This is a genomic window from Egicoccus sp. AB-alg6-2 (genome assembly GCF_041821025.1).
Lineage (GTDB): Bacteria > Actinomycetota > Nitriliruptoria > Nitriliruptorales > Nitriliruptoraceae > Egicoccus.
In genome coordinates this window covers 42,783-69,444 of sequence record NZ_JBGUAY010000003.1, presented here as the reverse complement: position 1 = coordinate 69,444, position 26,662 = coordinate 42,783, and the positions used below count along the sequence as shown (strand labels likewise).

Genomic DNA, 26,662 nt, shown 5'->3' with positions numbered 1-26,662 from the left:
TCGACAGGGGTGGGTCGAGATCCGTTCGCCGCCGTGGCGCCCACGCGCCGACGTCGGTCCCGGACGACGCGAGCGGAGGCCGAACCGAATCCGAGAGAGGACTCTTCGTGGCCGTCGTCACCATGCGCCAGCTGCTCGAGGCCGGTGTCCACTTCGGACACCAGACCCGGCGCTGGAACCCCAAGATGCGTCGCTTCATCTACGGCGAGCGCAGCGGCATCTACGTCATCGACCTGCGCCAGACCGTTGGCTACATCGAGCGGGCCTACACCTTCACGCGCGACCTCGTCGCCAAGGGTGGGACCGTGATGTTCGTGGGCACCAAGAAGCAGGCCCAGGAAACCATCGAGTGGCAGGCCAACCGCGTCGGCATGCCCTACGTCACGGAACGCTGGATGGGCGGCATGCTCACCAACTTCCAGACCATCAAGGGCCGTGTCGCCCGGCTCAAGGAACTCGAGGCCATGGAGTCCTCGGGCACCTTCGAACTGCTGCCCAAGAAGGAGGTCCTGCAGCTCAACCGTGAGCACGAGAAGCTGCAGACCAACCTCGGCGGCATCCGCGAGATGGGCAAGCTGCCCGACGCCATCTGGGTCGTGGACACCGTCATCGAAGAGATCGCGGTCAAGGAGGCCAACCGCCTCAAGATCCCGGTCATCGGCATCCTCGACACCAACTGCGACCCCGACATGGTCCAGTACCCGATCCCGGGCAACGACGACGCGATCCGCAGCTCGGCGCTGCTGACCCGCATCATCGCCGACGCCTGCGCCGACGGGCTGCTGCTCCGCGCATCACGCTCGCCCGACGAGGAACTGCGCGTGCAGGCCATGCAGGCGGCCGCGTCCGCCGGTGGTGGACTCGACGTCTCCGAGCCCAAGGCCGAGTGGGAGATCGAGCTCGAGCGTCAGCAGGCACAGGAGCAGGCGACCAAGGCCAGCGGCGGCGATGCCCCGGCCGAAGCGCCTGCCGAGGCGGCCCCCGCCGATGCCGCCCCGTCGGAGGCTGCCGCCGCCGACGCGCCGTCCGAGGCCTGAGCCGAACCTGCCGGTGACCGCATCCGTTTCGGGTGCGGACACCGGCGCGTCGAAGACCCGTTCCCATTCCGGTCCGCCCCGCCCGGCGCGACCGACGCTCCACGAGGAGGATCACCGTGGCCGTGACCGCTGCTGACGTCAAGAAGCTGCGTGAACTGACCAACGCGCCGATGATGGCCTGCAAGAAGGCGCTCGACGACGCCGACGGCGACTTCGACAAGGCCGCCGAACTGGTGCGCGAGCGCACCGGTGCGAAGATGGACGCCCGCGCCGCCGAGCGCACCGCGTCCGAGGGCTTCGTCCACGCCTACCTGCACACCCCGACCCCCGGCATGCCGCCGAAGGTCGGCGTGATGCTGCAGTTGTCGTGCGAGACCGACTTCGTGGCCAAGAACGAGCAGTTCCAGAAGCTGGCGAAGGACCTCGCGATGCACATCGCGGCGGTCAAGCCGATGGTGGTCCGCGAGGACCAGGTGGACCCGGCCCTCCTCGAGAAGGAGAAGGAGTTCGCCCGTAAGGAAGCCATCGAGCAGGGCAAGCCCGAGAACATCATCGACCGCATCGTCGAGGGCAAGGTCAAGAAGGTCTACGAGGACTGGGTCCTGCTCAACCAGCCCTTCGTGCTCGACCCCGACAAGACCGTCGCGCAGAAGATCATCGACGTCCAGGGCATCCTGGGCGAGAAGATCGAGGTCGCCCGCTTCGCCCGCTACGAAGTCGGCGCCTGACCGCTCGCACCACCTGGGCGCGCGTGCCCGCCTCGTCGCGCGCCACGGCACGACCACGACGCCCCCGGCCCCGGCCGGGGGCGTCGCCGTCCTCGACCGACGCATCTTTCGTCTCGGGACACGAAAGTGAACCGGAGCGGCCAGCCGGCGGGGCGCGGGCGGGTCCACGTTCGTGCCGGGAACCGAAAGTGAACCGGGGCGGCCAAGCGGAGGAGAGCGGGCGGGTCCACGTTCGTGCCGGGAACCGAAAGGTGAACCGGGGCGGTCAGCCGGCGGGGCGCGGGCGGGTCCACGTTCGTGCCGGTGCACGAATGTGGGGGATGCGGGTGGGGGCGCGCGGGGGTGAGGGGGCATCGGCGGGGGTCGCTAGGCTCTCGCCCCGGCCGAGTACCGCCCCACCGGGAGCCCTTCGTGACCAGCCGCACCCCCTTCCGCCGCGTGCTCCTGAAGCTGTCCGGTGAGGCGTTCTCCGACCCCGAGGTCAAGGGCGGTATCGACCCGACGATCGTGCGGCAGGTCGCGCGCGAGATCGCCGAACTGCAGGCGTCGGACGGCACCGAGATCGGCATCGTCGTCGGCGGTGGGAACATCTTCCGCGGCAACTCGCCCTCGGCGACCGGCATGGACCGCTCGCAGGCCGACCACATGGGCATGCTCGCCACGGTGATCAACGCCCTCGCGTTGCAGGACGCCCTGGAAAAGGAAGGCGTCGACACCCGCGTGCAGACCGCGATCGCCATGCAGGAGGTCGCCGAGCCCTACATCCGTCGCCGCGCGGTCCGCCACCTCGAGAAGGGGCTGGTCGTGATCTTCGCCGCGGGCCTCGGTGCGCCGTATTTCACGACCGACACCACCGCCGCTCAGCGCGCACTCGAGATCGATGCCGAGGCGATCCTGAAGGGCACCGGGGTCGACGGCGTCTACGACAGCGACCCGAAGCGCAACCCCGACGCCACCCGCTACGAGGAGATCGACTTCCTGTCGGTGCTCAACCAGGGTCTCGGGGTCATGGACGCCACGGCCATCTCGCTGTGCATGGACAACGGCCTGCCCATCGTGGTGTTCGAACTGCTGCGTGAGGGCAACATCCGCCGCGTCGTGCGGGGCGAGGCCGTCGGCACGTTGGTCACCGCCGACAAGAACCTCGCGGACTGACCGGTCGCCGCCGCCGGCGTCGCCGACGCACCCGCCTACGCTACCCAGGGCACCACGCCCGGATTCGACATGAGGGGAACAGCCATGAGCCTCGACGACGTCGCCATCGACGCCGAGCACCGGATGGACCAGGCGGTCGAGAAGGTGAGCCAGGACTTCGGGTCGATCCGCACCGGCCGTGCGAATCCGCAGCTGCTGAACAAGATCGTGGTCGACTACTACGGGGCGCCGACCCCGCTGCAGCAGCTGGCCAACTTCGCCGTCCCCGAACCCCGGATCCTGCTGGTCAACCCGTTCGACAAGGGCTCGGTCAACCAGATCGAGAAGGCCATTCGCGAGTCCGACCTCGGACTGAACCCGTCGACCGACGGTGGCACCATCCGCTGCGTCTTCCCCGAGCTCACCGAGGAGCGGCGCAAGGACTTCATCAAGATGGCCAAGGCGGCGGCCGAGGATGGCAAGGTCGCCATCCGCAACGTCCGGCGCAGTGCCCGCGACCAGATGCAGAAGCTCGAGGACGACGGCGAGGTCGGCAAGGACGAGCACGACCGCTACGCCAAGCAGCTCGAGGACCTGACGGCGAAGCACGTCGCCAAGATCGACAAGTTGCTGGAACAGAAGGAAAAGGACCTGCTCGAGGTCTGAGGACGTGTCCGACGCCGGCGATCCGGCCCGCGACCAGGCTCCGGTCACCGACGGTGGCGTGGTCGGCGGTGCCTCCGGAAGCCGGCGCATGGTCGGCGGCCGCAACCTGCCGCTGGCCATCGCGGTCGGGGTGGTGCTCGCCGGCGTCTTCATCGGTTCGGTGGTCTGGCACCCGATGGCGTTCGCCGTCCTCATCGCGCTGCTGACGGTGATCGCCTACGTCGAGGCAGGTCGCGTCCTGCGGACCATCGGGCTGCGTCTCGAGGTCGCGGTGGCGGTCGTCGCCACCCTCGTCATGCTCTTTGGCGCCTACCAGGCCCGTCACGCCGGGCAGGCCGTCGGTGTGGCGGTCCTGGTGCTCGGCGGCATCCTGTCGCAGCTCAGCGACGGGCACCGCAGCGACGTGGTGCGCACGCTGGCCATCACGACGCTGTTCGGCCTGTGGGTCGGGTTCCTGGCCTCCTTCGGGGTCCTGCTGATCAACCGCCCGTCCGCCGGCCCGCTCGCGGTGTTCGCCGTGATCCTGGCGGCCGTCCTGACCGACGTCGGCGGCTACGGGTTCGGGGTCGCCTTCGGCCGGCACAAGATCGCCCCCTCCGTGAGCCCCAACAAGACCTGGGAGGGTTTCACCGGCGGACTCCTGCTGGCCGTCGTGGCACTGGCGCTCCTCCTGCCCCGCTTCGGCGACACGTTCAGCCCGGCCACCGCGGCGGCCCTGGCCCTCGCCTGCGGTGTCGCCTCCTTCGTGGGCGACCTCACCGAGTCGATGTTCAAGCGCGATCTCGGGATCAAGGACCTCGGTGACGTGCTGCCCGGCCACGGCGGCGTCCTCGACCGCGTCGACGGGATCCTGCTCGCGCTGCCGGTCGGCTACTACGTGGTCGAACTCCTCGTCTGACTTCTGGCCGCCGGTTCCTGCTGCCGGTCGCGCGCCTCGGCGCTTGGCGCATCGGAACGGTCACCGGCGGCCAGCGGTCACCGGCGTCCGGCGCCTGGCGTGGTCACCGGCGTCCGGCGCCTGGCGTGGTCACCAGCGGCGCGCCGGCCACGACGGGCTGTCGTACCCTTGCCGGTCGGCACACACGTCGCCGCCCCGCGACGCCAGCCGCTCGTGCCACCCGTGAGGTGTTCCCGCTTGTCTTCCCAGCCCGCCGCGGTCGTCGACCCGTACGCGCTCTCGCGCGACGAGTTGACCGCCCTGATGGCCGAACTGGACCAGCCCAGGTACCGGGCCGACCAGTTGCACGCGTGGCTGGTCCGCGGGGTCGACGATCCCGCGGAGATGACCGACCTGCCGGCCGCCCTGCGTGCTGCCCTCGCCGAACGCTTCGCGCCGGCCCGTCCCGAACTCGTCGCCCACCGGGTCGCCGACGACGGGCACACCCACAAGCTGCTGCTGCGCTACCCGGACGGCGAGGCGATCGAGACCGTCCTGATGCTGTACCCGAAGCGGGCAACGGTCTGCATCTCGACCCAGGCCGGTTGCGCGATGGGGTGCCCGTTCTGTGCGACGGGTCAGGCCGGATTCCGCCGCCAGCTGACGGCCGGCGAGGTGGTCCGCCAGGTGGTGGTCGCCGACGCGGCCCTCCGAAGCGGCGACATCGGCAGCGCGCACCTTCCCGACGGTGCCCCCGACCACATCACCAACGTCGTGTTCATGGGTATGGGCGAGCCGCTGGCGAACCTGCCGGCCACGCTCGCCACGGTGCGCTGGCTGCACGACCCGGAGGGCTTCAACCTCTCGGCCAGGGGCATCACCGTCTCCACGGTGGGGCTGGTCCCAGGGATCCGCAAGCTCGCCGATCTCGGGCTGCCGCTGACGCTCGCCGTCAGCCTCCACGCGGCGACGGACACGCTGCGCGATGAACTCGTCCCGATCAACGTCAGCCACCCTCTGGCCGAGCTCGAGGCCGTCGTCCGCGAGTACCGCGAGCGCACCAATCGTCGCGTCAGCATCGAGTGGTGCCTCATCGGCGACGTCAACGACGACGACGAACAGGCCGACGAGCTCGCCAAGATCGCACGGCGGCTGCGCGCGCACGTCAACGTCATCCCGATGAACCCCACGCCGGGGGTGCGTTGGAAGGAACCGTCGAAGCGCCGGACCCGCGCCTTCGTCGAACGGGTCCAGCGGGGCGGGGTCGAGATCACGCTGCGGGACACGCGTGGCCGCGACGCCGACGCCGCGTGCGGGCAGCTGCTGGCCAGCTACACGCTCGGTGCCGGGACCCGGCTGCCGGCCGCCATCGGTGCGGCCGAGCGGGTCGAGTTGCTCCAGGTCGATCCCGGGGTGCAGCGATGAGGCGCCGCCGGCTGGTGCTGCTCGGCGCGACGGGTTCCATCGGGACCCAGGCGCTCGAGGTGGTACGCGCCCACCCGGACCGATTCGAGGTGGTCGGGCTCGCCGCGGGACGGGACGGCGGCGCCCTCGCGGCACAGGCGGCGCAATTCGGGGTGGCCACGGTCGCGCTGGGCGATCGCGCCGCGGCCGCCGAGCTGCGCTCGCAGCGCCCAGACCTCGAGGTGCTCGACGGCACCGACGGCGTCGTCGAGCTGGCACGGATGGACGCCGACCTGGTCCTCAACGGCATCACGGGGGCGGTCGGGCTCGAACCGACGCTCGCGGCCCTGCAGCGCGGTACGCCCGTCGCCCTGGCCAACAAGGAGAGCCTGATCGTCGGTGGGGACCTCGTGGTTGCCGCCGCCGAGGCCGCCGGAGGCCGCGAGTCCCACCTGATCCCGGTCGACTCGGAGCACTCGGCCCTGGCGCAGTGCCTGCGCGGCGGGCGACGCGACGAGGTGGGCCGGCTGGTGCTGACCGCCAGCGGGGGCCCCTTCCGTGGCCGCTCGGCGGCCGAGCTGGTCGAGGTCGGCGTCGACGAGGCGTTGGCGCACCCGACGTGGGCGATGGGACCGGTCGTCACCTGCAACTCGGCAACGCTGATGAACAAGGGCCTCGAGCTGATCGAGGCCCACGAGCTGTTCGACGTGCCGTGGGACCGGCTGGACGTCGTCGTGCACCCGCAGTCCGTCGTGCACTCCATGGTCGAGTTCGTCGACGGCTCGACGATCGCCCAGCTCTCGCCGCCCGACATGCGCCTGCCGATCCAGCTCGCCATGGCCTGGCCGCGACGTCTGCCGCACGCGTTCGTGGCCTGCGACTGGACCCAGATGTCGCAGCTGACGTTCGAGCCGGTGGACCGCGCGACGTTTCGGGCGCTGGACCTCGCCGAATTCGCCGGGCGCCGACGCGGCACCTGGCCGGCCGTGCTCAACGCGGCCAACGAGGTCGCGGTCGCCCAGTTCTTCGACGGGCGACTGGGCTTCCTCGACATCGCCGAGGTGGTCGAGCGCACCCTCGCGGCGTGGGAGTCCGAACATCCTGGCAACCCGCGCGACCTCTCGGACGTCCTAGCTGCCGACGCCTGGGCGCGACGCCATGCCGCCGAGGCACTGACGGGGGCGCCCGGCGCCGGCGCCGTCACCACCGCGCGCGTCAACGGAGGGGTCGAATGAGCGGGACCACCGCCATCGTGGTGTTCGTCGTCAGCATCGTCGTGGCGATCATGATCCACGAGCTGGGCCATTTCCTCACGGCCCGCTGGTTCGGCATGCGGGCCGACCGCTATTTCCTCGGCTTCGGCCCGACGCTGTGGTCGACGCACCGCGGCGAGACCGAGTACGGGGTCAAGGCGTTCCCGCTCGGCGGTTTCGTGCGTATCAAGGGCATGTCGCCGCTCGACGAGCGGCTGCCGCCGGTCGGCGACCAGGTCTTCGAGGCCCACGCCGTCGCGCAGGACCGCGCCCGCGAGCAGGAGCTCGTGCCCGCGGGTGGCTCCAGCGTCGGCGAGGCGATCCCGTCCGCGACGTGGCACCGGCTCGAGGAGGAACTGCGGCTTCGCGGGGCCAACCGCGAACTCACCGAACGCATCGTGCAGCGCACCCGCCTCAACGTCGGGCGCAGCGACGAACTGCGGCACGCACGCACGGTCTTCAACGAGGTCGTCGCCGGTGAGGTGCCCGACACCGGCCGGGTCGGCGACCTGCACCACCGCATCACCCGGGGCGACCGGGGGCGCTTCTTCGCCGACCGGCCGGCCTGGCAGCGGGCCATCGTGCTGGTCGCCGGCTCGGTGATGCACTTCGTCATCGCCATCACCGTCCTGCTCGGCATGTTCCTGTTCCTGCCGATGCCGACCGGCGAGATCGGAACGACGGTCGAGGTCGTGTTCGAGGACGGGCCGGCGGCCGAAGCCGGCCTCCAGCCCGGGGACCGGGTCCTGGCCGTCGCCGGCGTGCGCTCGGACGACTTCACGCAACTGCGCGAGGTCATCCGCGAACGTCCGGAACAGCCGACGGAGTTCGTGGTCGAGCGCGACGGTGAGCAGCGGACCCTCACCGTCACCCCGGTGACCGCCACCGACGAGGAGACCGGCGAGCGCATCGGACAGGTCGGCTTCTACCCGGGCGAGATCTACGAGCGCTACACCGTCAGTCGTGCCATCGAGGAGACCTTCGTCGGCCCGGTCGGCTTCGTCACCATCTTCGTGGGCTCGTTCGTCGCCCTCGGACGGGTCTTCTCGCCGAGCGGCCTGGCGGACATGCTGGCCCAGGCGTCGGGAACCGAGGAGCGGGCCGTCGACGGCGCCGTCTCGCTGGTGGGGGCCGCGTCACTGGCCGGCCAGACCAGCGGCACCGCCTCGGGTCTGCTGACCCTGCTGCTGCTGATCGTCTCGATCAACATCTTCATCGGCATCTTCAACCTCGCCCCGCTGCCTCCGCTCGACGGCGGCCATCTCGCGGTGCTCGCCATCGAGCGCTCCGTCAACGCCGTACGCGGCCTGCGGGGCAGGGCGCAAGACTTCACCGTCGATCCCCGCGCGGTCGCGGCGGTCGCGATCCCGGTGCTGGCGATCCTCGGCACGGTGTTCATCGCCCTGCTCTGGCTCGACATCACCAACCCGATCCGCCTGCCGGGCTGAGCCGGAACGCCATCTGGGCCGATCCGCCGGTCCGAACCCGTGGCGACGGCCGCCGGTACCGTGGCGGGCCCGAGTCCGATGCGACACGAAAGACGCTCGTGACGACCCAGTTGCCCCTCGTTCCAAGCGGACCGACGCCCGCGGCCACCCGCGCTTCTGGCCCCTCGGGACCGAAGCGGCGTGCCAGCCGCAAGATCCCGCTCGGCCCGATCGAGGTCGGGGGCGACGCGCCGGTCAGCGTGCAGACCATGACGGTGACGCCGACGCACGAGGCCGATCTGACGCTGCAGGCGATCGCGGCGGCACAGGCCGCCGGCGCGGACGTCGTCCGGGTCGCCGTGCCTCGCAAGGAGGACGCCGAGGCGCTGGCCCGCATCGCCGAACACGCCCGCATCCCCGTGATCGCCGACATCCACTTCCAGTGGAAGTACGCCGTCATGGCGATCGAGGCCGGATGCGCCGGCGTGCGCATCAACCCGGGCAACATCAAAAAGCACGACAAGGTGGCGCTGCTCGGACGGCTCGCCAACGAGGCCGGCGTGGCGATCCGCATCGGCGTGAACGGCGGATCGCTCGAGGACGCCATCCTCGAGGAGTTCGGCGGTCCCACGCCCGAGGCGATGGTCGCGTCCGCGCTCCGCGAGGTCCGCCTGCTCGAGGACGTCGACTTCTACAACACCAAGATCTCGGTCAAGCACTCCGACCCGTGGACGATGATCCAGACCTACCGCCTCCTCGCCGAGCGATGCGACTACCCGCTCCACCTCGGCGTCACCGAGGCCGGCCCGCTCAAGTCGGGGTCGATCAAGTCCGCCGTCGGCATCGGTGCGCTGCTCGCCGAGGGCATCGGCGACACGATCCGGGTGTCGCTGTCGGCCGACCCGGTCGAGGAGGTCAAGGCCGGCATCGCGATCCTCGAGTCCCTGCACCTGCGCGAGCGCGGCCTCGACGTAGTGTCGTGCCCGTCGTGTGGTCGTGCCCAGGTGGACGTGTGGACCCTGGCCGAGAACGTCCAGAAGGGCCTCGAGGGCATCGTCGACGTGCCGCTGCGCGTGGCGGTCATGGGCTGCGTCGTCAACGGCCCGGGCGAGGCGCGCGAAGCCGACCTCGGCGTGGCGGCCGGCAACGGCAAGGGCGAGATCATCCAGAAGGGCGAGCGCATCGCGACGGTCCGCGAGGAGGACATCGTCGAGGCGCTGGTCCATTACGCCACCGAGATGGCCGAGGAGATCCGCGCCGAACGCGGCTCGGGGGCGCCTACCGTGACCGCCTGAGTCCCGGGCCAGCCGTGGCAGTGGCATGCCCGAAGTGGTACGTTCGACGACCAACCAGAAGCGTCACACGCGCGGTCGGCCCCTACGGGCCGGCCGTCTTCGTGAGGCGCCCCCGTTGGACGCCGACGGTGTCCGCCCGGGGCCGGGACGAGTGCATGGAAAGGTGGTGACATGGCCGGGACCGACGACGCGCACGTACCGCGACGCATCCAGGAACTGGCCTCGCCACTGGCCGACGAGCTCGAGGTCGAGCTCGTCGACGTCGAGGTCAAGGGCCAGGGCGCTCGCCGTCTCGTTCGTCTGATCGCCGACGCCGAGGGCGGTCTCGACGTGGACGTCATCGCCACGCTCTCGCGGCGGGTCGGCGCGGCGCTCGACGAAGCGGACGTGATCCCCTCGAGCTACACCCTCGAGGTCACCTCGCCGGGTGTCGACCGGCCGCTGCGCCAGCCCCGTGACTTCGCGCGCAACGTCGGACGAGAGGTCCGCGTGATCCGTCGCGAGGACATCGAGGGGGCACGCGAGGCCACCGGCACCGTCGTCACGGTGGACGCGTCCGGCGTGACGCTCGACGCCGATGGTGCCGAGGTCGTCGTCGCGTTCGACGACATCGACCATGGCAAGGTGGTACTTCCGTGGTGACGACGGGGACGAGCTGTGAGGAGGTAGGTCAATGAAGATCGACATCGACGCCCTGCGCCAGATCGAGCGCGAGAAGGGCATCGACTTCCTCACGGTGGTCGAGGCGTTCGAGACCGCCATGGCCTCGGCCTACAAGCGGTCCAACAACTCGACCGCGGACGAGGCGCGCGTGACCGTCGACCGGACCACCGGCGACGTCACGCTGTTCGCCCAGGAACTCGACGACGAGGGCAACATCGTCTCCGAGTGGCGCGAGGAGCCCAAGGACTTCGGCCGTATCGTGGCCCAGACCGCCAAGCAGGTCCTGCTGCAGCGTCTGCGCGAGGCGGAGCGCGAGGTCACCTACGGCGAGTTCGTCGGCCGCGAGGGCGACATCGTGTCGGGTCAGATCAGCCAGCAGGGCAACGTGACGCTGATCGAGCTCGGTCGCACCGAGGCGCTGCTGCCCTACGCCGAGCAGATCCCAAACGAGCGACTCGACCACGGCGCGCACACCCGCGCGGTCGTGATCGAGGTGCGCAAGCAGGCCCGTGGTGCGCAGATCGTTGCGTCACGCACCCACCCGGCCCTGGTGGTCGGCCTGTTCGCCCTCGAGGTGCCCGAGATCGAGGAAGGCATCGTCGAGATCAAGGGCATCGCCCGCGAGGCGGGACACCGCACCAAGGTCGCGGTGATGAGCAACGACCCCAACGTCGACGCGGTGGGTGCGTGCGTCGGCCCCGGCGGTCAACGGGCGCGTGCGGTCCAGAAGGAGCTGCACGCCGACGAACTCGAGCGCATCGACATCGTGCGGTGGGCCGACGAGCCCGAGGACGTGGTCGCCAACGCGCTCTCGCCGGCCAAGGTGAGCAACGTCTACCTGTATCCCGACGACGGCACGGCGATGGTCATCGTGCCCGACTACCAGCTGTCACTGGCCATCGGCCGCGAGGGGCAGAACGCCCGCCTCGCCGCCCGCTTGACCGGCTGGCGGATCGACATCAAGTCCGAGACCCAGTTCGCCGAGGAGCAGCGCGCCTTCCAGGAGGCGTTCGAGCAGGGGCTCATCGACGAATACGGCAACCCGCTCTCCGCCGAGGGCGAGGCGGCCATCGAAGCGGCGGTCCAGACCGCCGAGGCCGCCCGTCAGACGGCGCTCGAGGAGGGCGACGAGTCCGGTGCCGCGGGCGACGCCGCACCGGCAGACACCGAAGAGACCGGCGCCTAGTTCCCGGGCCCGCGCGCGGTGCCGCCTGCGGCGGATCCGCGACCCCGGGCGACACGCCGCGGTGGCTCGAACGAGTGACCGGGCACGCCGAACCAACCAGGAGCCCGTGAAGGAAGTACCCTTGGTGCGCGAAGCGCCCCGTCACCCCGTCCGGACCTGTGTCGCCTGCCGTGCAGCGCGACCCCAGCCACAACTGCTGCGGTTGGCCCGGACACCCGACGGGATCCGCTTCGACACGAGTGGACGCCTGCCCGGCCGGGGCGCCTATCTCTGCCCCGAACCCCCCTGCCTCGACGCCGCCGCACGCCGCGGCGCCACCGGACTCCGGCGCGCGCTCCGTGGCGGCACCGAGGCAGAGGCGCTCGCGGCACTCGCGGCGATACGCGCCCGAAGCAACGCCCCCGATCGGGGCCCCGACGAAGATGTGCAGCACCAGGTGCCGGATGGCACCGTGAGGAGCGACAACGCGTGAGCAACAAGGTCCGCGTCTACGAACTGGCGAAGGAAACCGGCCTCCACAACAAGGAGGTCCTCCGTCGCCTGACCGACCTCGGCGTCGATGCCAAGAGCCACTCCTCGTCCATTGCGGACGCGGATGCCGCGAAGTTCCGCGACTCGCTCGGCAAGACCGAGGCAGAGCGCCGAGCCGAGGAAGAGGCCAAGCGCAAGCGGGAGCAGGCCGAACTCGAGCGTTACCGCTCGATCCAGGCCGCCGCGCCGCCCGAGGGCAAGAAGGCCGCCAAGGTCCTGCCGCCCCATCTGCGCAAGCAGCAGGAGGAGCAGGAGGCGGCCAAGCGGGCCCAGGCGGCTGCCGCCGCCGAGGCGCCGGCCCCCGAGGCACCGACGGCGCCGGCTACCCCCGTCGCCCCGGCCGCGGAGCAGCCGACGTCGGCGCCCGCCGAGCCGCAGGCGCCGAAGCCCGCTGCCGAGTCGCCTGCGGCCGAGGCCGCACGTCCCGCCCCGACGGGCGGGGACGCCGGCGCTGACGCACGGCGCATGCCGGGCGCCCCCCCGCCGCGGCTGAAGCCGGGGGAGGCACCGTTGCGGCCGCCGTCGCAGCGTGGGCCCGTCCCGCCTCCGACGGTGACCGGCGGTGGCGTCCCACCGACCCGACGCTCCGAGGGCACCCTGCCGCAGGAGGGCTCCGGCCGGCGTTCCATCCCGCCGCCGTTGCGCAAGGCGCCCGCGCGTCCGCAGCCCCAGCCCGGCGCTCCCGCCGGCCGTGGTGCCGGCGGTCCCGGTGGGCCCGGCGGTGCGCGTGGCGGCCCGGGCGCTCCGGGTGGTCCCAACCGTGGCGCGCCCGGTGGCGCCAACCGTGGTGCGCCCGGTGGCGCCAACCGCGGTGGTCCCCCGGGATCCCCCTACCGCCAACCGGTCGGCCGCAGTGGTCCCGGTGGCGGGCCGGGCGGTCCGGGTGGTGGCCCGGGTGGTCGTGGCGCACCGGGCGGGACGGGTGGCCCGGGTTCGGGCAAGACCCGCCGCAAGAAGAAGGAGAAGCAGAGTCCCGCCGAGCAGGAGCTCGCGCGCGGGCCGCGCCGCCGGGACGTCCCGATCGAGGACCTGATCCAGGTCGATCGCGTCGAGGTGCTCTCGGGGGTCACGGTCGGCGAGCTCGCCGACAAGCTCGGCGTACCGGGCGCAGCGCTCGTCAAGAAGCTGTTCGAGATGGGCGAGATGGCGACGGTGCAGCAGACGCTGCCCGACGACACCGTCGAGATCATCGGTGACGACCTCGGGGTCGAGATCTACTTCCTCTCCGAGGAGGAGCTCGAGTTCGGTGTCGAGGCCGCCGACGCCCCCGAGACGCTGCAGCCACGGCCGCCGGTCATCACCGTCATGGGTCACGTCGACCACGGCAAGACCCTGCTGCTCGACGCCATCCGGCAGACCGACGTCGTGTCGGGCGAGGCCGGTGGCATCACCCAGCACATCGGTGCGTACCAGATCAACCACGACGGCCGCCTGATCACCTTCATCGACACCCCCGGTCACGAGGCGTTCACCGCCATGCGCGCCCGTGGTGCCCAGGTGACCGACGTCACGATCCTCGTGGTCGCCGCCAACGACGGCGTCATGCCCCAGACCCGCGAAGCCATCGCCCACGCGAAGGCGGCCGAGGTCCCGATGGTGGTCGCGATCAACAAGATCGACCTCGAGGGCGCCGATCCCAACCGCGTCAAGACCCAGCTGACCGAGCACGACGTGGTCGCCGAGGACTTCGGTGGCGACGTGCCGATGGTCGAGGTGTCGGCCAAGCAGAAGCTCAACCTCGAGGAGCTGCTCGAGGTCGTGCTGCTGCAGGCCGACCTGCTCGAACTGCAGGCCAACCCGGACAAGGACGCCCGCGGCCGCGTGGTCGAGGCGCACCTGGACAAGGGCCGTGGTCCGGTCGCGACGGTGCTGGTGCAGAACGGCACGCTGCGGCGCGGTGACATCCTCGTCGCCGGTACCGCCGACGGCAAGATCCGCGCCATGTTCGACGAGAACGGCAACAACGTCGACGAGGCGCCGCCGGCCCGGCCCGTGCAGATCATCGGTCTGAACGACGTGCCCGAGGCGGGTGACGAGTTCCGCGTCGTCGACGCCGAGCGGTTCGCCCGTGACGTCGCCGAGCGCCGCTCGGCGCGTGAGCGTCGCAAGGAGCTCGCCGAGCGGCGGCCGACGACCCTCGAGGAGTTCACCTCGGCGGTCCAGGCGGGCGACAAGGCCGTGCTCAACGTCATCATCAAGGCCGACGTGTCCGGTTCCGCCGAGGCACTCGAGGACGCGCTGCTCAAGCTCGAACTCGACGAGGTCCAGGTCCGGGTGATCCAGAAGGGCGTCGGTGCCATCACGCAGGGCGACGTCCGGCTCGCCGAGGCGTCCGACGCGATCATCGTGGCGTTCAACGTCCGTCCGGGTCCCAACGCCCGCGACGAGATCGACCGCTCCGGGGTCGACGTCCGCACCTACCGCATCATCTACGAGGCGATCGAGGACATCGAACGCGCCGTCAAGGGCCTGCTCGCACCGGAGTTCCGCGAGCAGATCATCGGTGAGGCCGAGGTCCGCGAGATCTTCAAGGTGCCGCGCGCCGGCTTCGTCTTCGGCTGCATGGTCACCCGCGGCGAGATCCAGCGCGACGCCGGTGTCCGTGTCATCCGCGAGGGCGTCGTCATCGCCGAGGACACCATGACCTCGCTGCGCCGCTTCAAGGACGACGTCCGCGAGGTCCGCGAGGGCTTCGAGTGCGGTATCGGGCTCGAGAAGTTCCAGGACGTCAAGGAAGGCGACGTCTTCGAGGCGTACGTGACCGTCGAGGTCGCACGCGACTGACCGCAACCGGCGCCCGGCCCATGCACGTTGACGGGCCGGGCGCCGGGAGAACCGCTGCAGCAGGAGGCCGCGCGTGAGCTCCGGGCACGGCCGCGTCCACTACGGCGTCGCGCGCATCGAGGTGCATCTGCCCGGTGTCGACAACCTCAAGGGCAAGCGGGCCCTGCTCAACCGCGCCAAGGCGGCGCTGAGCAACGAACTCGGGGTCTCGGTCGCCGAGGTGGGCGAGCAGGAGCGCTGGCAGCGGGCCGTCCTCGGGGTCGCCGTCGCCGCTTCGACGCACACCGGGGTCGATCGCGTCCTCGACCGTGTGACCGCGGTGCTCGAGCGCGATCCCCGTATCGTCGTGCTCGGCAGTGAGGACCTCGCCGACACGCTCGACGCCGACGGTCCCGGCCTGCCGTCGCTGCCCTGAACACGGCGCCCTGTCCGGGGGCGCTCCCCGCCGATCCGCCGGTCCGGCCGGCCCGAAGGAGTTTCCGATGGTCAAGAAGCGCAACCCACGCGTCGACCAGGCCGTGCGCGCCGCCGTGGCGGACCTCCTCGAGACCGAGATCGCCGATCCGCGCCTGCAGCTGATCACCATCACGGAGGCCGAGGTCACCCAGGACCACGAGGTCGCGACCATCTACTACTCGACCCTCGACCCCTCGCTGGTGACCGGCGATCCGCGTCGCACGGGCGGCGACCGCCTCCCCGAGGCCCACGAGGTCGAGGCCGGCTTCGCGGCGGCGGCACCGCGCCTGCGTGGGATGGTCGGGCGTCGCGCCAGGCTGCGCACCTCGCCCGAGCTTCGGTTTCGTCCCGACCCGGTGGTCGAGCAGGCCAATCGCGTCGAGCAACTGCTCCGCAAGCTCGAGCAGGACGAGTCCCGGTCGTCCGGTGAGGGCGCCGTGACGTCCAGCGATGACGGCGTGACGTCCGGGAACGACGGCGTGACGTCCGGGGACGAGCAGGCGTGAGCATGCCCGTCGCGCCAGCCTGGCTCGCCGACGTCGACGAGGACGTGTTCACCGCGGCGGTGCACCGCCTCGCCGCGTGCGCGCACGCCGGGGGTCGCATCGTGCTGGCGGCCCACGTCGGCCCCGACGGGGATGCGCTCGGCGCGGCGCTGGCACTGCACGTCGCACTGTCCGGCCTGGGCGCCCGGACCGTGCCGACGGTCGGGGAGGAGCCGCTGAAAGTGCCGGCGCCCCTCGCCGACCTCCCGGGCGTACGCGACCTCGTGCCCCCCTCTGCGTTGCCCGAACCGGCCGACGTGGACCTGCTGGTGACCCTCGACGCTGCCAGCCCGGCCCGCCTCGGCAGCATCGGGCACCTGCTCGACGCGGGCGTGCCCACGATCGTGGTCGACCACCACGCTTCGAGCACCGCCTTCGGCGACGTGCGCCTGGTCGCGCCACGGGCGGCCGCCACGGTGCTGATCGTCGACGAACTCCTGCATCGGCTCGAGGTGCCGCTGACGGTCGAGTTGGCGACCTGCCTGTACGTCGGGTTGGTCACCGACACGGGCCGTTTCGGACACTCGTCGACCGACCGTGCGGCGATGGAGTTCGGGGGTCGGCTGATCGACGTCGGCGTCGAGCACGCCGAGCTGACCCGCCGCCTGTACGGCACCGCGTCGTTGGGGGAGCTGCGCCTGCTCGGGCGCGCGCTGGAGCGGCTGACGTTCGTGCCCGACGTCGCGCTCGTGCACACCCACCTCACGGCGGACGAGCTCGCGCTGACGGGGGCGGGGCTGGAGGCGACCGAGGCGTTGATCGACGTGGTCCGCACGGCGGACGTCGCCGAGGTGGCGTTGGTGTGCAAGCCGGCGCCCGACGGGACCTGGCGCGCGTCCATGCGCTCGCACGGCCGCGTCGACGTGGGCACGATCGCCGAGGGGTTCGGCGGCGGCGGGCACGCGTTCGCCGCCGGCTTCTCCGCGGCGGGACCGGTCGAGGACGTCGTCGCCGGCGTCGTCGCCGCGCTGCGGAGCGCCTGATGGGTCGCAAGCGCCGCAGTCCGGACGACGTCGACGGTGTCCTGGTCGTGGACAAGCCGGCCGGGCCGACGTCGCACGACGTGGTCCAGCGGGTCCGGCGCGCCGTCGGTCAGAACCGGGTCGGGCACACCGGCACCCTCGACCCGGCCGCGACGGGTGTGCTCGTGGTGTGTCTCGGGCGGGCCGCACGGCTCGTGCGGTTCCTGCAGGCGGGCCGCAAGACGTACGCGGCCCAGATGGTGCTGGGCGTGGTGACCTCGACCCAGGACGCTGACGGCGAGGTGCTGGCGACCACGTCCGCCGCCGACCTCGACGAGCAGCGCGTGTGCGAGGTGCTCACCCGCTTCCAGGGCGATCTCGAGCAGGTGCCACCGATGGTGTCGGCCGTCAAGGTCGGCGGGGAACGCCTGCACGAGATCGCGCGACGCGGCGAGGAGGTCGAGCGCGAGCCGCGGCCGGTCACCGTCCACGACCTGATGCTGGACGCCTACGACACGACCGACCCGGACCATCCCCGGGTGTCGTTCCTGGTGACCTGCTCGCCCGGTACCTACGTCCGCACGCTGGCGCACGACATCGGTGCCGCACTCGGGGTGGGGGCCAGCCTGACGTCGTTGCGGCGGGTGGCCAACGGCGCCTTCGGGGCCGACGAGGCCGTCGACCTCGACGTCGTGCAGGACGCAGTCGCGGCGGGCGCGTTGGACCGCGTGCTGTTGCGACCCGAGGACGCCGTCGCACGCACGCTGCCGACGGTCGAGGTGGAGGATGCCGCGGTCGCCTTCGGGCTGACGCAGGGAAAGCCGCTGCTGCCATCGCAGGGCATCGAGGGTGCGTACGCGGTCCGCTTCGGCGACCGACTCGTCGGCGTGTTCGCCGATCGTGGTGAGCTGGCCCGCTCGGAGCTGGTGTGGACCCGACCGGAGGAACTCGTGGACGTCGAAGGGACCGGCACGTGAGCGAGGTGTTCCACGGCGGTGTCCGCGACCTCGGGCAGCTGACGCCGGTCGACTCGGTGGTGACGATCGGCAACTTCGACGGGGTCCACAAGGGGCACCAGGTGTTGCTGCGGCGCGCGGTCGACGCGGCCCGCGGCCGCGGTGCACGTGCGGTGGCGATCACGTTCGACCCGCATCCCGCCGCTGTGCTGCGGCCCGGGAGCGAACCGCTGGCGTTGCAGCCCCTCGAGGAGCGGGTGGCCGCCCTCCTCGAGCTCGAGGTCGACCTCGTGGTGGTGCTGGCGTTCACGCCGGAGCTGTCGCAGTTGACGCCCGAGGCGTTCGTGACCGAGGTCCTGGCACGGCCGTTGGCGACGCGACGGCTCATCGTCGGGACGAACTTCCGCTTCGGCCATCGTGCCGCCGGTGACGTCGTCAGCCTGGTCGAGGGCGGCGAGGAACACGACTTCGAGGTCGAAGCGGTCACGCTGCTCGAACTCGAGGGCCGGCCCATCTCCTCCTCGGCGGTCCGTGAGGCGTTGACGAACGGGCGATTGTCGTGGGCGAACCGTGCCCTCGGCCGTCCGTACTGCCTGCACGGCGAGGTCGTCGAGGGCGAGGGACGCGGACGCACCATCGGCGTGCCGACCGCCAACGTCGCGGTGCCGCCGGGGCGGTTGGTCCCTGGCAACGGCGTCTATGCCGGCACCGCCGGCGTCGGAGGGCGGCGGTGGCCCGCCGTCACCAACGTCGGGCTGCGGCCGACGTTCGACGGGCGCAGCCGCACCGTCGAGGTCCACCTGCTCGATGCCGACCGGAACGTCGATCTCTACGGGCGCGACCTCGAGGTCGGCTTCGAGCACCGCCTCCGGGACGAACAGCGGTTCGACGGGGTGGATGCGCTCGTCGCCCAGATCCAGGCCGACATCGCGCGTGCACGCGTGTTGCTGGGCTGAGGCGGACCTGCCGGGCAGCGGCGGTGACCCCGGACCGTCCGAACGGTGGCAACCGTTTGGTCACACGACCAGACAAGTCGTCGCGGCCATGACCGTTTCGACCCTCCCGCCCGTGGAACCCGGGCCGCCGTGGCCGACACTCACCGGACACGACGAGGGGGAGCACGGATGAGCAACGCTGCACGCGCGAACGGTGCCGGAAAACACCCGGCGCAGTACCTGGCCCTGGCCATCGGCATCATCTACGTCCTGGTTGGACTCGCGGGCTTCCTGGTGACCGGGTTCGACGGGTTCGCCGAGCCCGAGGGCGACCTCCTGCTCGGCTTCGAGGTCAACCCGCTGCACAACATCGTGCACCTGCTGATCGGCGCCGCCGGCCTGGCGCTGTGGAGCACGCTGGACCGGGCACGCACCTATGGCTGGCTGTTGGCCGTGGGCTACGGCGCGACGTTCGTCTACGGACTGTTCGTGGCCAACTCCGACGACCAGGCCAACTTCCTGGCCCTCAACCAGGCCGACAACATCCTGCACCTCGTCAGCGCCCTGGCCGGTCTGGCCATCGCGTTGTGGCCCGCGCGTGACCGTTCGACGGCGAACACCCGCCGGTGAGGGACGCGTACGCCGCCGATCCCAGCCGGAGCACGCCGAGCGCGGCTCCCGGGTCCATCGCCCCGGGAGCGCGCGCCGTCGCGCCGAGGAGCACGACGATGAGGATCAGGAGCGCACAACCGCGCGATGCCCAGGCCCTCGGCGAGGTCCACGTCGCCGCGTGGCAGGCCGCCTACCGGGACCTGATGCCCGACGCCTATCTCGACGGCCTGTCCGTCGACGAACGGGTCGGCGTGTGGGAGCAGGTGCTCGCCCGCACACCGGTCGAAGGCGTGACCCGACTGGTCTGCGTCGACCAGCACGATCGTCCGCTCGGCTTCGCCGTCTCCGGCCCCACCGCCGTCGCCGAGGAGGCCGTCGGGGTCGGCGAGATCTACGTCCTCAACGTCCTGCCGACGGCCTGGGGACGTGGCCACGGTCGCCAGTTGCTGCTCGCCTCGCAGGACGCCCTGCGCGAGGGCGGCCACAAGCAGGCGGTGTTGTGGGTGGTGGACCGTAACCAGCGCGCCCGCGCCTTCTACGAGCGGGAGGGCTGGCACTACGACGAGGGCGGCGAACGGTTCGAGGAGGTCTACGGCATGCGGGTGTGCGAGGTCCGCTACCGCCGCGACTTGTAGGCTTCGGCCTCCTCACACGGTCGTCGACCGTGCCCCGTCGTCCGGAGCTGCTCGATGTCGCCAACGATCGGGGTCGTGGGTGGCGGGCAGCTCGCGCGCATGTTGCTGCCGCCGGCGGCCCGCCTCGGGTTACGTCTGGTCTTCCTCGCCCGTCCCGGTGACGCCGTCGCCGCGGTGTGGCCCGACGTGATCGAGGGGGACCCCGACGCGCAGGGCCTGCGCCGCCTCGCCGAACAGGTCGACGTGCTGACGGTCGAGCACGAACTGGTCGACCTGGCCACGATGCGGGCGCTGCAGGACGAGGGCACGGCCGTGCGTCCGTCGGCCGACACCCTCGACATCGCCACCGACAAGGTCCGACAGCGCGAGGTCCTGGGCGCGGCCGGCGTGCCGGTGGCCCCCTGGACGCTCGCGCACGAACTGGCGGGCATCACGGCCTTCGCGGGCGATCACGGCTGGCCGCTCGTGCTCAAGCGGCCCCGGGGTGGCTACGACGGCCGCGGCGTGTGGGTGGTCGAGGGCCCGGACGCCGCCGAGGCGGTCCTGGCCGAGGTCGACGGGGACCCGCTGCTGGTCGAACCCCGGATCGCGCTCACCGCCGAGCTGGCCGTACTGGTCGCGCGTCGCCCCGGCGGCGAACGCGCGGTGTACGACCCGGTGGAGACGGTGCAGGTCGACGCCATGTGCCGTGAGGTGCTGCAGCCACCGCGCGTCGCCGCGTCGACGGTCGCCGAGGCCCGCCGCATCGGCGGGCTCGTCGCCGAGGTGATCGGGTCCGTCGGCATGCTCTCGGTGGAGCTGTTCGTCGCCGGGGACCGGGTGCTGCTCAACGAACTGGCCGCCCGCCCCCACAACGCCGGACACGTCACGATCGAGGGCGCGGTCACCTCGCAGTTCGAGAACCATCTGCGCGCCGTCGCGGACCTGCCGCTCGGTGATCCGAGCCCGCGGGGTGCCGCGGCGATGGTCAACGTCGTCGGCGGTGAGGTGGATCCCGCCGACCGGCTCGCCGACACGCTGGGTGCGGCGCCCGGCGCGGCCGTCCACCTCTACGGCAAGGCCTATCGCCGGGGTCGCAAGCTCGGGCACGTCACCGCCACCGACGACGACCTCGAGCGTGCCCGGACGCTGGCGGTCCACGCCGCCGACGTCCTCACGCGGCCCGCCGCCGCCATTGCGCAACCGACCGGACAGGAGGCCACCTCGTGAGCGTCGCCGTCGTCATGGGATCCGCGTCCGACCACCCGGTGATGCGCGAGGCGTCCGAGATCGTCCGCCGGTTCGGAGTCGACTGCCACGAGCAGGTCGTGTCCGCCCACCGGATGCCCGACGAGATGCTCGCCTTCGGACACGTCGCCGCCGAGCGGGGTTTCGAGGTCATCATCGCCGGCGCCGGGGGAGCGGCCCACCTGCCCGGCATGCTGGCCAGCGTCACCGAACTGCCCGTCATCGGGGTCCCGGTCGCCCTCAAGACCCTCGACGGACTCGACTCGCTGCTCTCGATCGTGCAGATGCCCCGCGGGGTTCCCGTCGCCACGGTGGCCATCGGCGGCGCCGCCAATGCGGGGCTGCTCGCCCTGCGCATCCTGGCCGTCGGCAACGCCGAACTCGCGGGAAAGCTCCGCGACCACCGCGCCGAGCTCGCGGCCGAGGCAAAGCAGCGCGGACACGACCTGTTCGGCACGCCCTGACCGGCGCCCCCTCCCCGGAGGTCGCGCCGGCGCACGGCCGCACGCACGCGTGTGGCGGGCCGAAGGCAGCGGTAGCGTCGCGCGTCACCTTCGCAGGCCAGGACGAACGGGGAACCTCGTGCGACCGGTACCCGTCACCGACGCCATCTTCCTGTTGGGCGAGGGGCGTGGCCGGCCGCTCCACGTCGGTGGCCTGCAGCTGTTCCAGCCGCCGCGGGACGGGGGTCCGGACTTCGTGCGCGAGCAGCACCGGATCGCCCTCGCACACGAGCCCGCGCCGCTGTTCCGTCAGCGTGCGACCCGGACGCTCAAGGGTCTGGGTCCGTGGGCATGGACCGAGGACGACGACCTCGACCTCGAATACCACGTCCGCCACTCCGCGCTGCCCCATCCCGGCTCGGTGCGGGAGCTGCTGACCCTGGTGTCGCGGCTGCACGGCACCATGCTCGACCGCAACCGGCCGCTGTGGGAGAGCCACGTCATCGAGGGACTCGCCGACGGGCGACTGGCGGTCTACACGAAGGTCCACCACGCCCTGCTCGACGGGACCACGGCGATGAAGTGGCTGCTGCGCAGCCTGAGCGAGGACGAGGCCGAGCGCGACATGCCCCCGCCGTGGTCGCAGCCGGCCCGCAGCGGAGGAACGCGGCACGCTGCCGTTCCGGCCGCGGACGGGGCGGGCGGGCTGCTCTCTTCGCTGACCGGGGGCATGGTGGACGACCTGCTGGTGGCCGGCCGTGCCCTGGGCGAGGCGGGTGTCGTCGCGATGGAGGCCCTGACCAGTTCGCTCGAGGACCGCACCGCCGCGCTGCCCTACCAGGCCCCGCGGACGATCCTCAACCAGCCGATCACCGCGGCCCGTCGCTTCGCGGCCCAGTCCTGGGATCTCGACCGCGTCAAGGCGGTCGGCGCGGCCACCGGCGGCAAGGTCAACGACGTGGTGCTGGCGATGACCGCTGGAGCGCTGCGCCGCTATCTGGTCGACCAGCAGGCGCTGCCGGACCGCCCGCTGATCGCGGCGGTGCCGGTGTCGCTGCGCGACGCCAGCGACCGGCCGGACACGGGCAACGCGGTGGGCGTGGTGCTGTGCAACCTCGGCACCCACCTCGCCGATCCGATGGAGCGCTTCGCGCTGATCCACCGTTCGATGCGCGACTCGAAGTCCCGGCTCGCCGACCTGCACCCGGCGGCGATCCTGCTGCTGAGCGTGCTCAGCTTCGGGCCGGTCGCCTTCGGGCCGCTGTTCCGGTTCCGGGCGCTGCGCAGGCCGGCCTTCAACCTCGTCGTCTCGAACGTGCCCGGACCCTCCGGACCGCGGTACTGGAACGGGGCCCGCCTCGACGGGTTGTACCCCGCATCGGTCCCCTACGACGGTCAGGCCCTCAACGTGACCGTCACCAGCCACGACGGCGAGCTCGACTTCGGGCTGACCGGTTGTCGGGCCCGGGTGCCCTCGTTGCAACGCCTGCTCGACCACCTCGAAGCGTCCCTGGTCGAACTCGAGGTCGCCAACGGCCTGGCCGGGGGCGCGGGCCGATGACGTGGCGGCCTTGCCGCTGGCGCCACGACGGCTACACTGGCCGGCGTTGACCCAGGAGGGTCACCTTCACCGTGCCCGCTCGGGTGTCGGGGTTCCCTGATCGAGATGCCGGCGCTTCGTGGCGCCGACAACGCGCAGATCCCCCGCGGCGAGAACCACTCGCCACCCGGCGACGCAGGGCCGACCACGACAGGAGCACCCGTTGGCTGCCGTCCTTCCCGACGACAAGTCCGAGATCATCGCCAAGTTCGCCCAGGGCGAAGGCGACACCGGTTCACCCGAGGTCCAGGTCGCGCTGCTGACCAAGCGCATCAGCCACCTGACCGAGCACCTGAAGGTGCACAAGCACGATCACCACTCGCGGCGCGGGCTGCTGATGCTGGTCGGCCAGCGTCGCCGCCTGCTCAACTACCTGCGTGACAAGGACATCGAGCGCTACCGCGCGCTCATCGCGGAGCTCGAACTGCGCCGCTGATCTTCCCGGGCCGGGGTCGACCACGACCCCGGCCCGCGCCGTTTCCCGGCAGGTGGGCATGGGCCCGCCGCCGGGGCACCACCACAACCCAACAGTCGCGACGCGACGGGCACCGGAACCGGTCGAGGTTTCGTCGGTCGTCAGTGGAGACGCCTCGGACACCCTTCCGAGCCGCCCCCACTGATGCACCGGCACCCGACAACCCGGCCCGTCCTCGCGCGAGAATCCACGACGAGGAGGCCCACATGGGCACGCTCGGAACGCACGAACATTCCGTCGAGATCGACGGAAAGACCATCACCTTCGAGGCCGGCACGCTGGCCCAGCAGGCGGGTGGGGCCGTCATCACCTCCATCGGTGACACCAAGGTCCTCACCACCACCACGGCGTCGAAGCAGCCGAAGGACTTCCTGCCGTTCTTCCCCCTCACCATCGAGGTCGAGGAGCGGATGTACGCCAACGGGCGGATCCCCGGCTCGTTCTTCAAGCGCGAGGGCCGGCCGTCGGAGAACGCCATCCTGGTGTGCCGACTGACCGACCGCCCGTTGCGCCCGACCTTCGCCGAGGGCCTGCGCAACGAGGTCCAGGTCGTCAACACCGTGATGCAGACGGTGCAGTTCGACCCCTACGACGTCGTCGCGATGAACGGCTCGTCGCTGTCGACGATGCTGTCCGGCCTGCCCTTCTCCGGCCCGGTCGCCGCGGTCCGTTACGCCATGCTGCGTGACGGTTCCTGGATCGCCTTCCCCTCCTTCGAGGAGCTCGAGGAAGAGGCCGTGTTCAACATGGTCATCTCCGGGCGCGTCGAGGACGACGGCGAGGTCGCGATCCTGATGATCGAGGCCGAGGCCACCAAGGACTCCTGGGTCAAGATCGAGATGGGCGCACCCGCCCCGACCGAGCAGGTCGTCGGTCAGGCCATCGAGGACGTCAAGCCGATCATCAAGCAGCTGTGCGAGGCCCAGCAGGCCTTCGTCGACCAGGTCGGCTCGCGTGACGCCGGCGAGTTCCCGCTCTTCCTCGACTACACCGACGAGGTCTTCGACCAGGTCTTCGGCTTCGCCGCCGACAAGGTCGAGGGCGTCTACCGGCAGTCCGAGCTGTCCAAGGCCGAGCGTGACGACAAGCTCGGCGAGGTTCGCAAGGAGGCCGTCGCGCACGTCGTCGACAATGGCCCGGCCGACCTCGACGAGGACGCTCGCGCCAAGCAGGCGTCCGAGGCGTTCCGCTCGACCGAGAAGAAGGTCGTACGCCGCCTGATCGTCGACGAGGGCTTCCGCGTCGACGGGCGTGGCGTCACCGACCTGCGCGAGATCACGGCCGCGGTCGGCGTGCTGCCCAAGACCCACGGTTCGGCGCTGTTCCAGCGCGGCGAGACCCAGGTCCTGTCGGTGTTGGCGCTCGGCACCACCCGCGAGGGGCAGCGTCTCGACACGCTCGACCCCGAGTCCGAGAAGCTGTTCCTGCACCACTACAACATGCCGCCCTACTCGACCGGTGAGGCCGGTCGTGTCGGCAGCCCCAAGCGCCGCGAGATCGGTCACGGGGCGCTGGCCGAGCGCGCGCTGATCCCGGTCCTGCCCGAGCAGGAGACCTGGCCGTACGCGATGCGCCTGGTGTCGGACGTGCTCAGCTCCAACGGCTCGACCTCGATGGGGTCGGTCTGCGCCGCCTCGATGGCCCTGATGGACGGCGGTGTGCCGACCCAGGCGCAGGTCGCCGGCATCGCCATGGGCCTGGTCTACGAGAACGGCAAGTACACCACCCTGACCGACATCCAGGGCGTCGAGGACTTCTTCGGCGACATGGACTTCAAGGTCGCCGGTCCCGAGGGCTTCATCACGGCCCTGCAGCTCGACACCAAGCTGGCCGGCATCCCGGCGCAGGTGCTGCAGGACGCGCTCCTGCAGGCCCGCGATGCCCGTCTGGCGATCCTCGACGTCATGAACGACGCGATCGCGCAGCCGCGCGACGAGGTCGCCGAGACCGCCCCGCGGGTCGAGATCGTCAACATCCCGCAGGACAAGATCGGCGCCATCATCGGTCCGCGTGGCGCGATCATCAAGGAACTGGTCGAGGTGACCGGCGCCCAGATCGACGTCGACGAGGTCGACGGTCACGGGGTCGTGAAGATCTACGCCAACTCGCGTGAGATGGCGCAGGACGCGCTCGACCGGGTCAACGCGATCGCCAACCCGCAGCTGCCCGAGGTGGGCGAGCGCTACAGCGCCACCGTCGTCAAGACGGTCGACTTCGGCGCGTTCGTCAACCTCACGCCGGGCACCGACGGGCTGCTGCACATCTCCGAGCTGTCCAAGATGGCCGGCAAGCGGCTCAACCACGCCGAGGACGCCGTCGAGGTCGGACAGCAGGTGCTCGTCGAGGTGAAGGACGTCCTCGACGGCGGCCGCAAGTTCAAGCTCGAGTACGTCGGCGAGCGTGCCGGCGGTGACGAGGGCGACGACGACGGTGGCGACGAGCCCCGTGGTGGCGGTCGCGAGCGTGGCGGCGACCGCGAACGCGGTGACCGCGGCAACCGTGGCGGCGACCGCGAGCGTGGCGGTGACCGCGGCAACCGGGGGGGCGACCGCGAGCGTGGCGGGCGCGAGCGTGGCGACCGCGACCGCGACCGTGGCGGTGACCGCGACCGCGGTGGTCGTGACCGCAGCGAGCGCGCCGAGCAGCGCGAGAACGGCGGCGATCGCGACCGCGGTGGCGACCGTGACCGCGGTGGCGACCGTGACCGCGGTGGCGACCGGGACGGCGGGGGCGACCGCACCCGTACCCGGACGCGTAGCCGCAGCCGCGAGCGCGACTGACCAGGCGACATGAGCAGCGGCCCCTCGGGACACACCGGGGGGCCGCCTGCG

Annotated in this window: 25 protein-coding genes; all 25 read left to right on the top strand. The window is 71.5% G+C overall.

All coding sequences use genetic code 11. The annotated features are described in order from the left end of the window. Nucleotides 1-107 precede the first annotated feature (107 nt). The 25 genes from rpsB to ACERMF_RS05070 all read left to right on the top strand — a co-directional run bounded on the left by rpsB (nucleotide 108) and on the right by ACERMF_RS05070 (nucleotide 26,611). A complete protein-coding gene (gene rpsB, locus ACERMF_RS05190) occupies nucleotides 108-1,037 on the top strand; it encodes a 30S ribosomal protein S2 (RefSeq protein ID WP_373667970.1) in 930 nt (309 codons plus the stop codon). Nucleotides 1,038-1,153: 116 nt separating this feature from the next. Further along, the gene (locus ACERMF_RS05185) at nucleotides 1,154-1,765 is read left to right on the top strand and encodes a translation elongation factor Ts (RefSeq protein WP_373667969.1); all 612 of its coding nucleotides are present in this window, start codon (nucleotides 1,154-1,156) and stop codon (nucleotides 1,763-1,765) included. 411 nt (nucleotides 1,766-2,176) lie between these two features. Then, nucleotides 2,177-2,920: a UMP kinase gene (gene pyrH, locus ACERMF_RS05180; RefSeq protein WP_373667968.1), complete on the top strand. Its 744-nt coding sequence runs from the start codon at nucleotides 2,177-2,179 to the stop codon at nucleotides 2,918-2,920. Nucleotides 2,921-3,004: 84 nt separating this feature from the next. After that, a complete protein-coding gene (frr, locus tag ACERMF_RS05175) occupies nucleotides 3,005-3,565 on the top strand; it encodes a ribosome recycling factor (RefSeq protein WP_373667967.1) in 561 nt (186 codons plus the stop codon). Between the two features lie 4 nt (nucleotides 3,566-3,569). Continuing rightward, nucleotides 3,570-4,463 carry a phosphatidate cytidylyltransferase gene (locus ACERMF_RS05170; protein ID WP_373667966.1) on the top strand — a complete coding sequence of 298 codons (894 nt, stop codon included), beginning with the start codon at nucleotides 3,570-3,572 and terminating at the stop codon, nucleotides 4,461-4,463. Nucleotides 4,464-4,700: 237 nt separating this feature from the next. Next, nucleotides 4,701-5,867: a 23S rRNA (adenine(2503)-C(2))-methyltransferase RlmN gene (gene rlmN / locus ACERMF_RS05165; RefSeq protein ID WP_373667965.1), complete on the top strand. Its 1,167-nt coding sequence runs from the start codon at nucleotides 4,701-4,703 to the stop codon at nucleotides 5,865-5,867. Continuing rightward, on the top strand, nucleotides 5,864-7,081 hold the full coding sequence (gene dxr / locus ACERMF_RS05160; protein ID WP_373667964.1) for a 1-deoxy-D-xylulose-5-phosphate reductoisomerase: 1,218 nt from the start codon (nucleotides 5,864-5,866) through the stop codon (nucleotides 7,079-7,081). Before rlmN ends, dxr begins: the two co-directional genes overlap by 4 nt. Continuing rightward, complete coding sequence (locus ACERMF_RS05155; RefSeq protein WP_373667963.1) at nucleotides 7,078-8,547, top strand: RIP metalloprotease; 1,470 nt, start codon at nucleotides 7,078-7,080, stop codon at nucleotides 8,545-8,547. The genes dxr and ACERMF_RS05155 overlap by 4 nt, the downstream gene beginning before the upstream one ends. Nucleotides 8,548-8,645: 98 nt before the next feature. Continuing rightward, nucleotides 8,646-9,821, top strand: a complete 1,176-nt coding sequence (gene ispG, locus ACERMF_RS05150) for a flavodoxin-dependent (E)-4-hydroxy-3-methylbut-2-enyl-diphosphate synthase (protein WP_373667962.1) — start codon at nucleotides 8,646-8,648, stop codon at nucleotides 9,819-9,821. Nucleotides 9,822-9,992: 171 nt separating this feature from the next. Beyond that, the gene (gene rimP, locus ACERMF_RS05145) at nucleotides 9,993-10,463 is read left to right on the top strand and encodes a ribosome maturation factor RimP (RefSeq protein WP_373667961.1); all 471 of its coding nucleotides are present in this window, start codon (nucleotides 9,993-9,995) and stop codon (nucleotides 10,461-10,463) included. Between the two features lie 31 nt (nucleotides 10,464-10,494). After that, nucleotides 10,495-11,670 carry a transcription termination factor NusA gene (nusA, locus tag ACERMF_RS05140; RefSeq protein ID WP_373667960.1) on the top strand — a complete coding sequence of 392 codons (1,176 nt, stop codon included), beginning with the start codon at nucleotides 10,495-10,497 and terminating at the stop codon, nucleotides 11,668-11,670. Next, nucleotides 11,621-12,142: a YlxR family protein gene (locus tag ACERMF_RS05135; RefSeq protein ID WP_373667959.1), complete on the top strand. Its 522-nt coding sequence runs from the start codon at nucleotides 11,621-11,623 to the stop codon at nucleotides 12,140-12,142. Before nusA ends, ACERMF_RS05135 begins: the two co-directional genes overlap by 50 nt. After that, nucleotides 12,139-14,985, top strand: a complete 2,847-nt coding sequence (infB, locus tag ACERMF_RS05130; RefSeq protein ID WP_373667958.1) for a translation initiation factor IF-2 — start codon at nucleotides 12,139-12,141, stop codon at nucleotides 14,983-14,985. The genes ACERMF_RS05135 and infB overlap by 4 nt, the downstream gene beginning before the upstream one ends. 73 nt (nucleotides 14,986-15,058) lie before the next feature. Then, a complete protein-coding gene (locus tag ACERMF_RS05125; RefSeq protein WP_373667957.1) occupies nucleotides 15,059-15,400 on the top strand; it encodes a DUF503 domain-containing protein in 342 nt (113 codons plus the stop codon). Between the two features lie 67 nt (nucleotides 15,401-15,467). Further along, entirely contained in the window at nucleotides 15,468-15,947 is a 480-nt protein-coding gene (rbfA, locus tag ACERMF_RS05120) for a 30S ribosome-binding factor RbfA (protein WP_373667956.1), read from the top strand. A gap of 2 nt (nucleotides 15,948-15,949) precedes the next feature. Then, nucleotides 15,950-16,969: a bifunctional oligoribonuclease/PAP phosphatase NrnA gene (locus ACERMF_RS05115; protein WP_373668371.1), complete on the top strand. Its 1,020-nt coding sequence runs from the start codon at nucleotides 15,950-15,952 to the stop codon at nucleotides 16,967-16,969. Next, a complete protein-coding gene (truB, locus tag ACERMF_RS05110) occupies nucleotides 16,969-17,925 on the top strand; it encodes a tRNA pseudouridine(55) synthase TruB (protein ID WP_373667955.1) in 957 nt (318 codons plus the stop codon). Before ACERMF_RS05115 ends, truB begins: the two co-directional genes overlap by 1 nt. Then, nucleotides 17,922-18,860, top strand: a complete 939-nt coding sequence (locus tag ACERMF_RS05105) for a bifunctional riboflavin kinase/FAD synthetase (RefSeq protein ID WP_373667954.1) — start codon at nucleotides 17,922-17,924, stop codon at nucleotides 18,858-18,860. Before truB ends, ACERMF_RS05105 begins: the two co-directional genes overlap by 4 nt. A 168-nt stretch (nucleotides 18,861-19,028) precedes the next feature. Then, complete coding sequence (locus tag ACERMF_RS05100; protein ID WP_373667953.1) at nucleotides 19,029-19,469, top strand: DUF4383 domain-containing protein; 441 nt, start codon at nucleotides 19,029-19,031, stop codon at nucleotides 19,467-19,469. A gap of 98 nt (nucleotides 19,470-19,567) precedes the next feature. Beyond that, nucleotides 19,568-20,086, top strand: a complete 519-nt coding sequence (locus ACERMF_RS05095; RefSeq protein WP_373667952.1) for an N-acetyltransferase family protein — start codon at nucleotides 19,568-19,570, stop codon at nucleotides 20,084-20,086. 54 nt (nucleotides 20,087-20,140) lie between these two features. Then, entirely contained in the window at nucleotides 20,141-21,295 is a 1,155-nt protein-coding gene (locus tag ACERMF_RS05090) for a 5-(carboxyamino)imidazole ribonucleotide synthase (RefSeq protein WP_373667951.1), read from the top strand. A 14-nt stretch (nucleotides 21,296-21,309) separates the two neighbouring features. Further along, on the top strand, nucleotides 21,310-21,777 hold the full coding sequence (gene purE / locus ACERMF_RS05085; protein WP_373668370.1) for a 5-(carboxyamino)imidazole ribonucleotide mutase: 468 nt from the start codon (nucleotides 21,310-21,312) through the stop codon (nucleotides 21,775-21,777). Nucleotides 21,778-21,895: 118 nt separating this feature from the next. Further along, nucleotides 21,896-23,317, top strand: coding sequence for a wax ester/triacylglycerol synthase family O-acyltransferase (locus tag ACERMF_RS05080; RefSeq protein WP_373667950.1), 1,422 nt, complete (start codon nucleotides 21,896-21,898; stop codon nucleotides 23,315-23,317). 202 nt (nucleotides 23,318-23,519) lie between these two features. After that, nucleotides 23,520-23,792 (top strand): 30S ribosomal protein S15, encoded by a 273-nt coding sequence (gene rpsO / locus ACERMF_RS05075; RefSeq protein ID WP_373667949.1) that lies wholly within the window; start codon nucleotides 23,520-23,522, stop codon nucleotides 23,790-23,792. 245 nt (nucleotides 23,793-24,037) lie between these two features. Beyond that, a complete protein-coding gene (locus tag ACERMF_RS05070; protein ID WP_373667948.1) occupies nucleotides 24,038-26,611 on the top strand; it encodes a polyribonucleotide nucleotidyltransferase in 2,574 nt (857 codons plus the stop codon). Nucleotides 26,612-26,662: the final 51 nt, after the last annotated feature.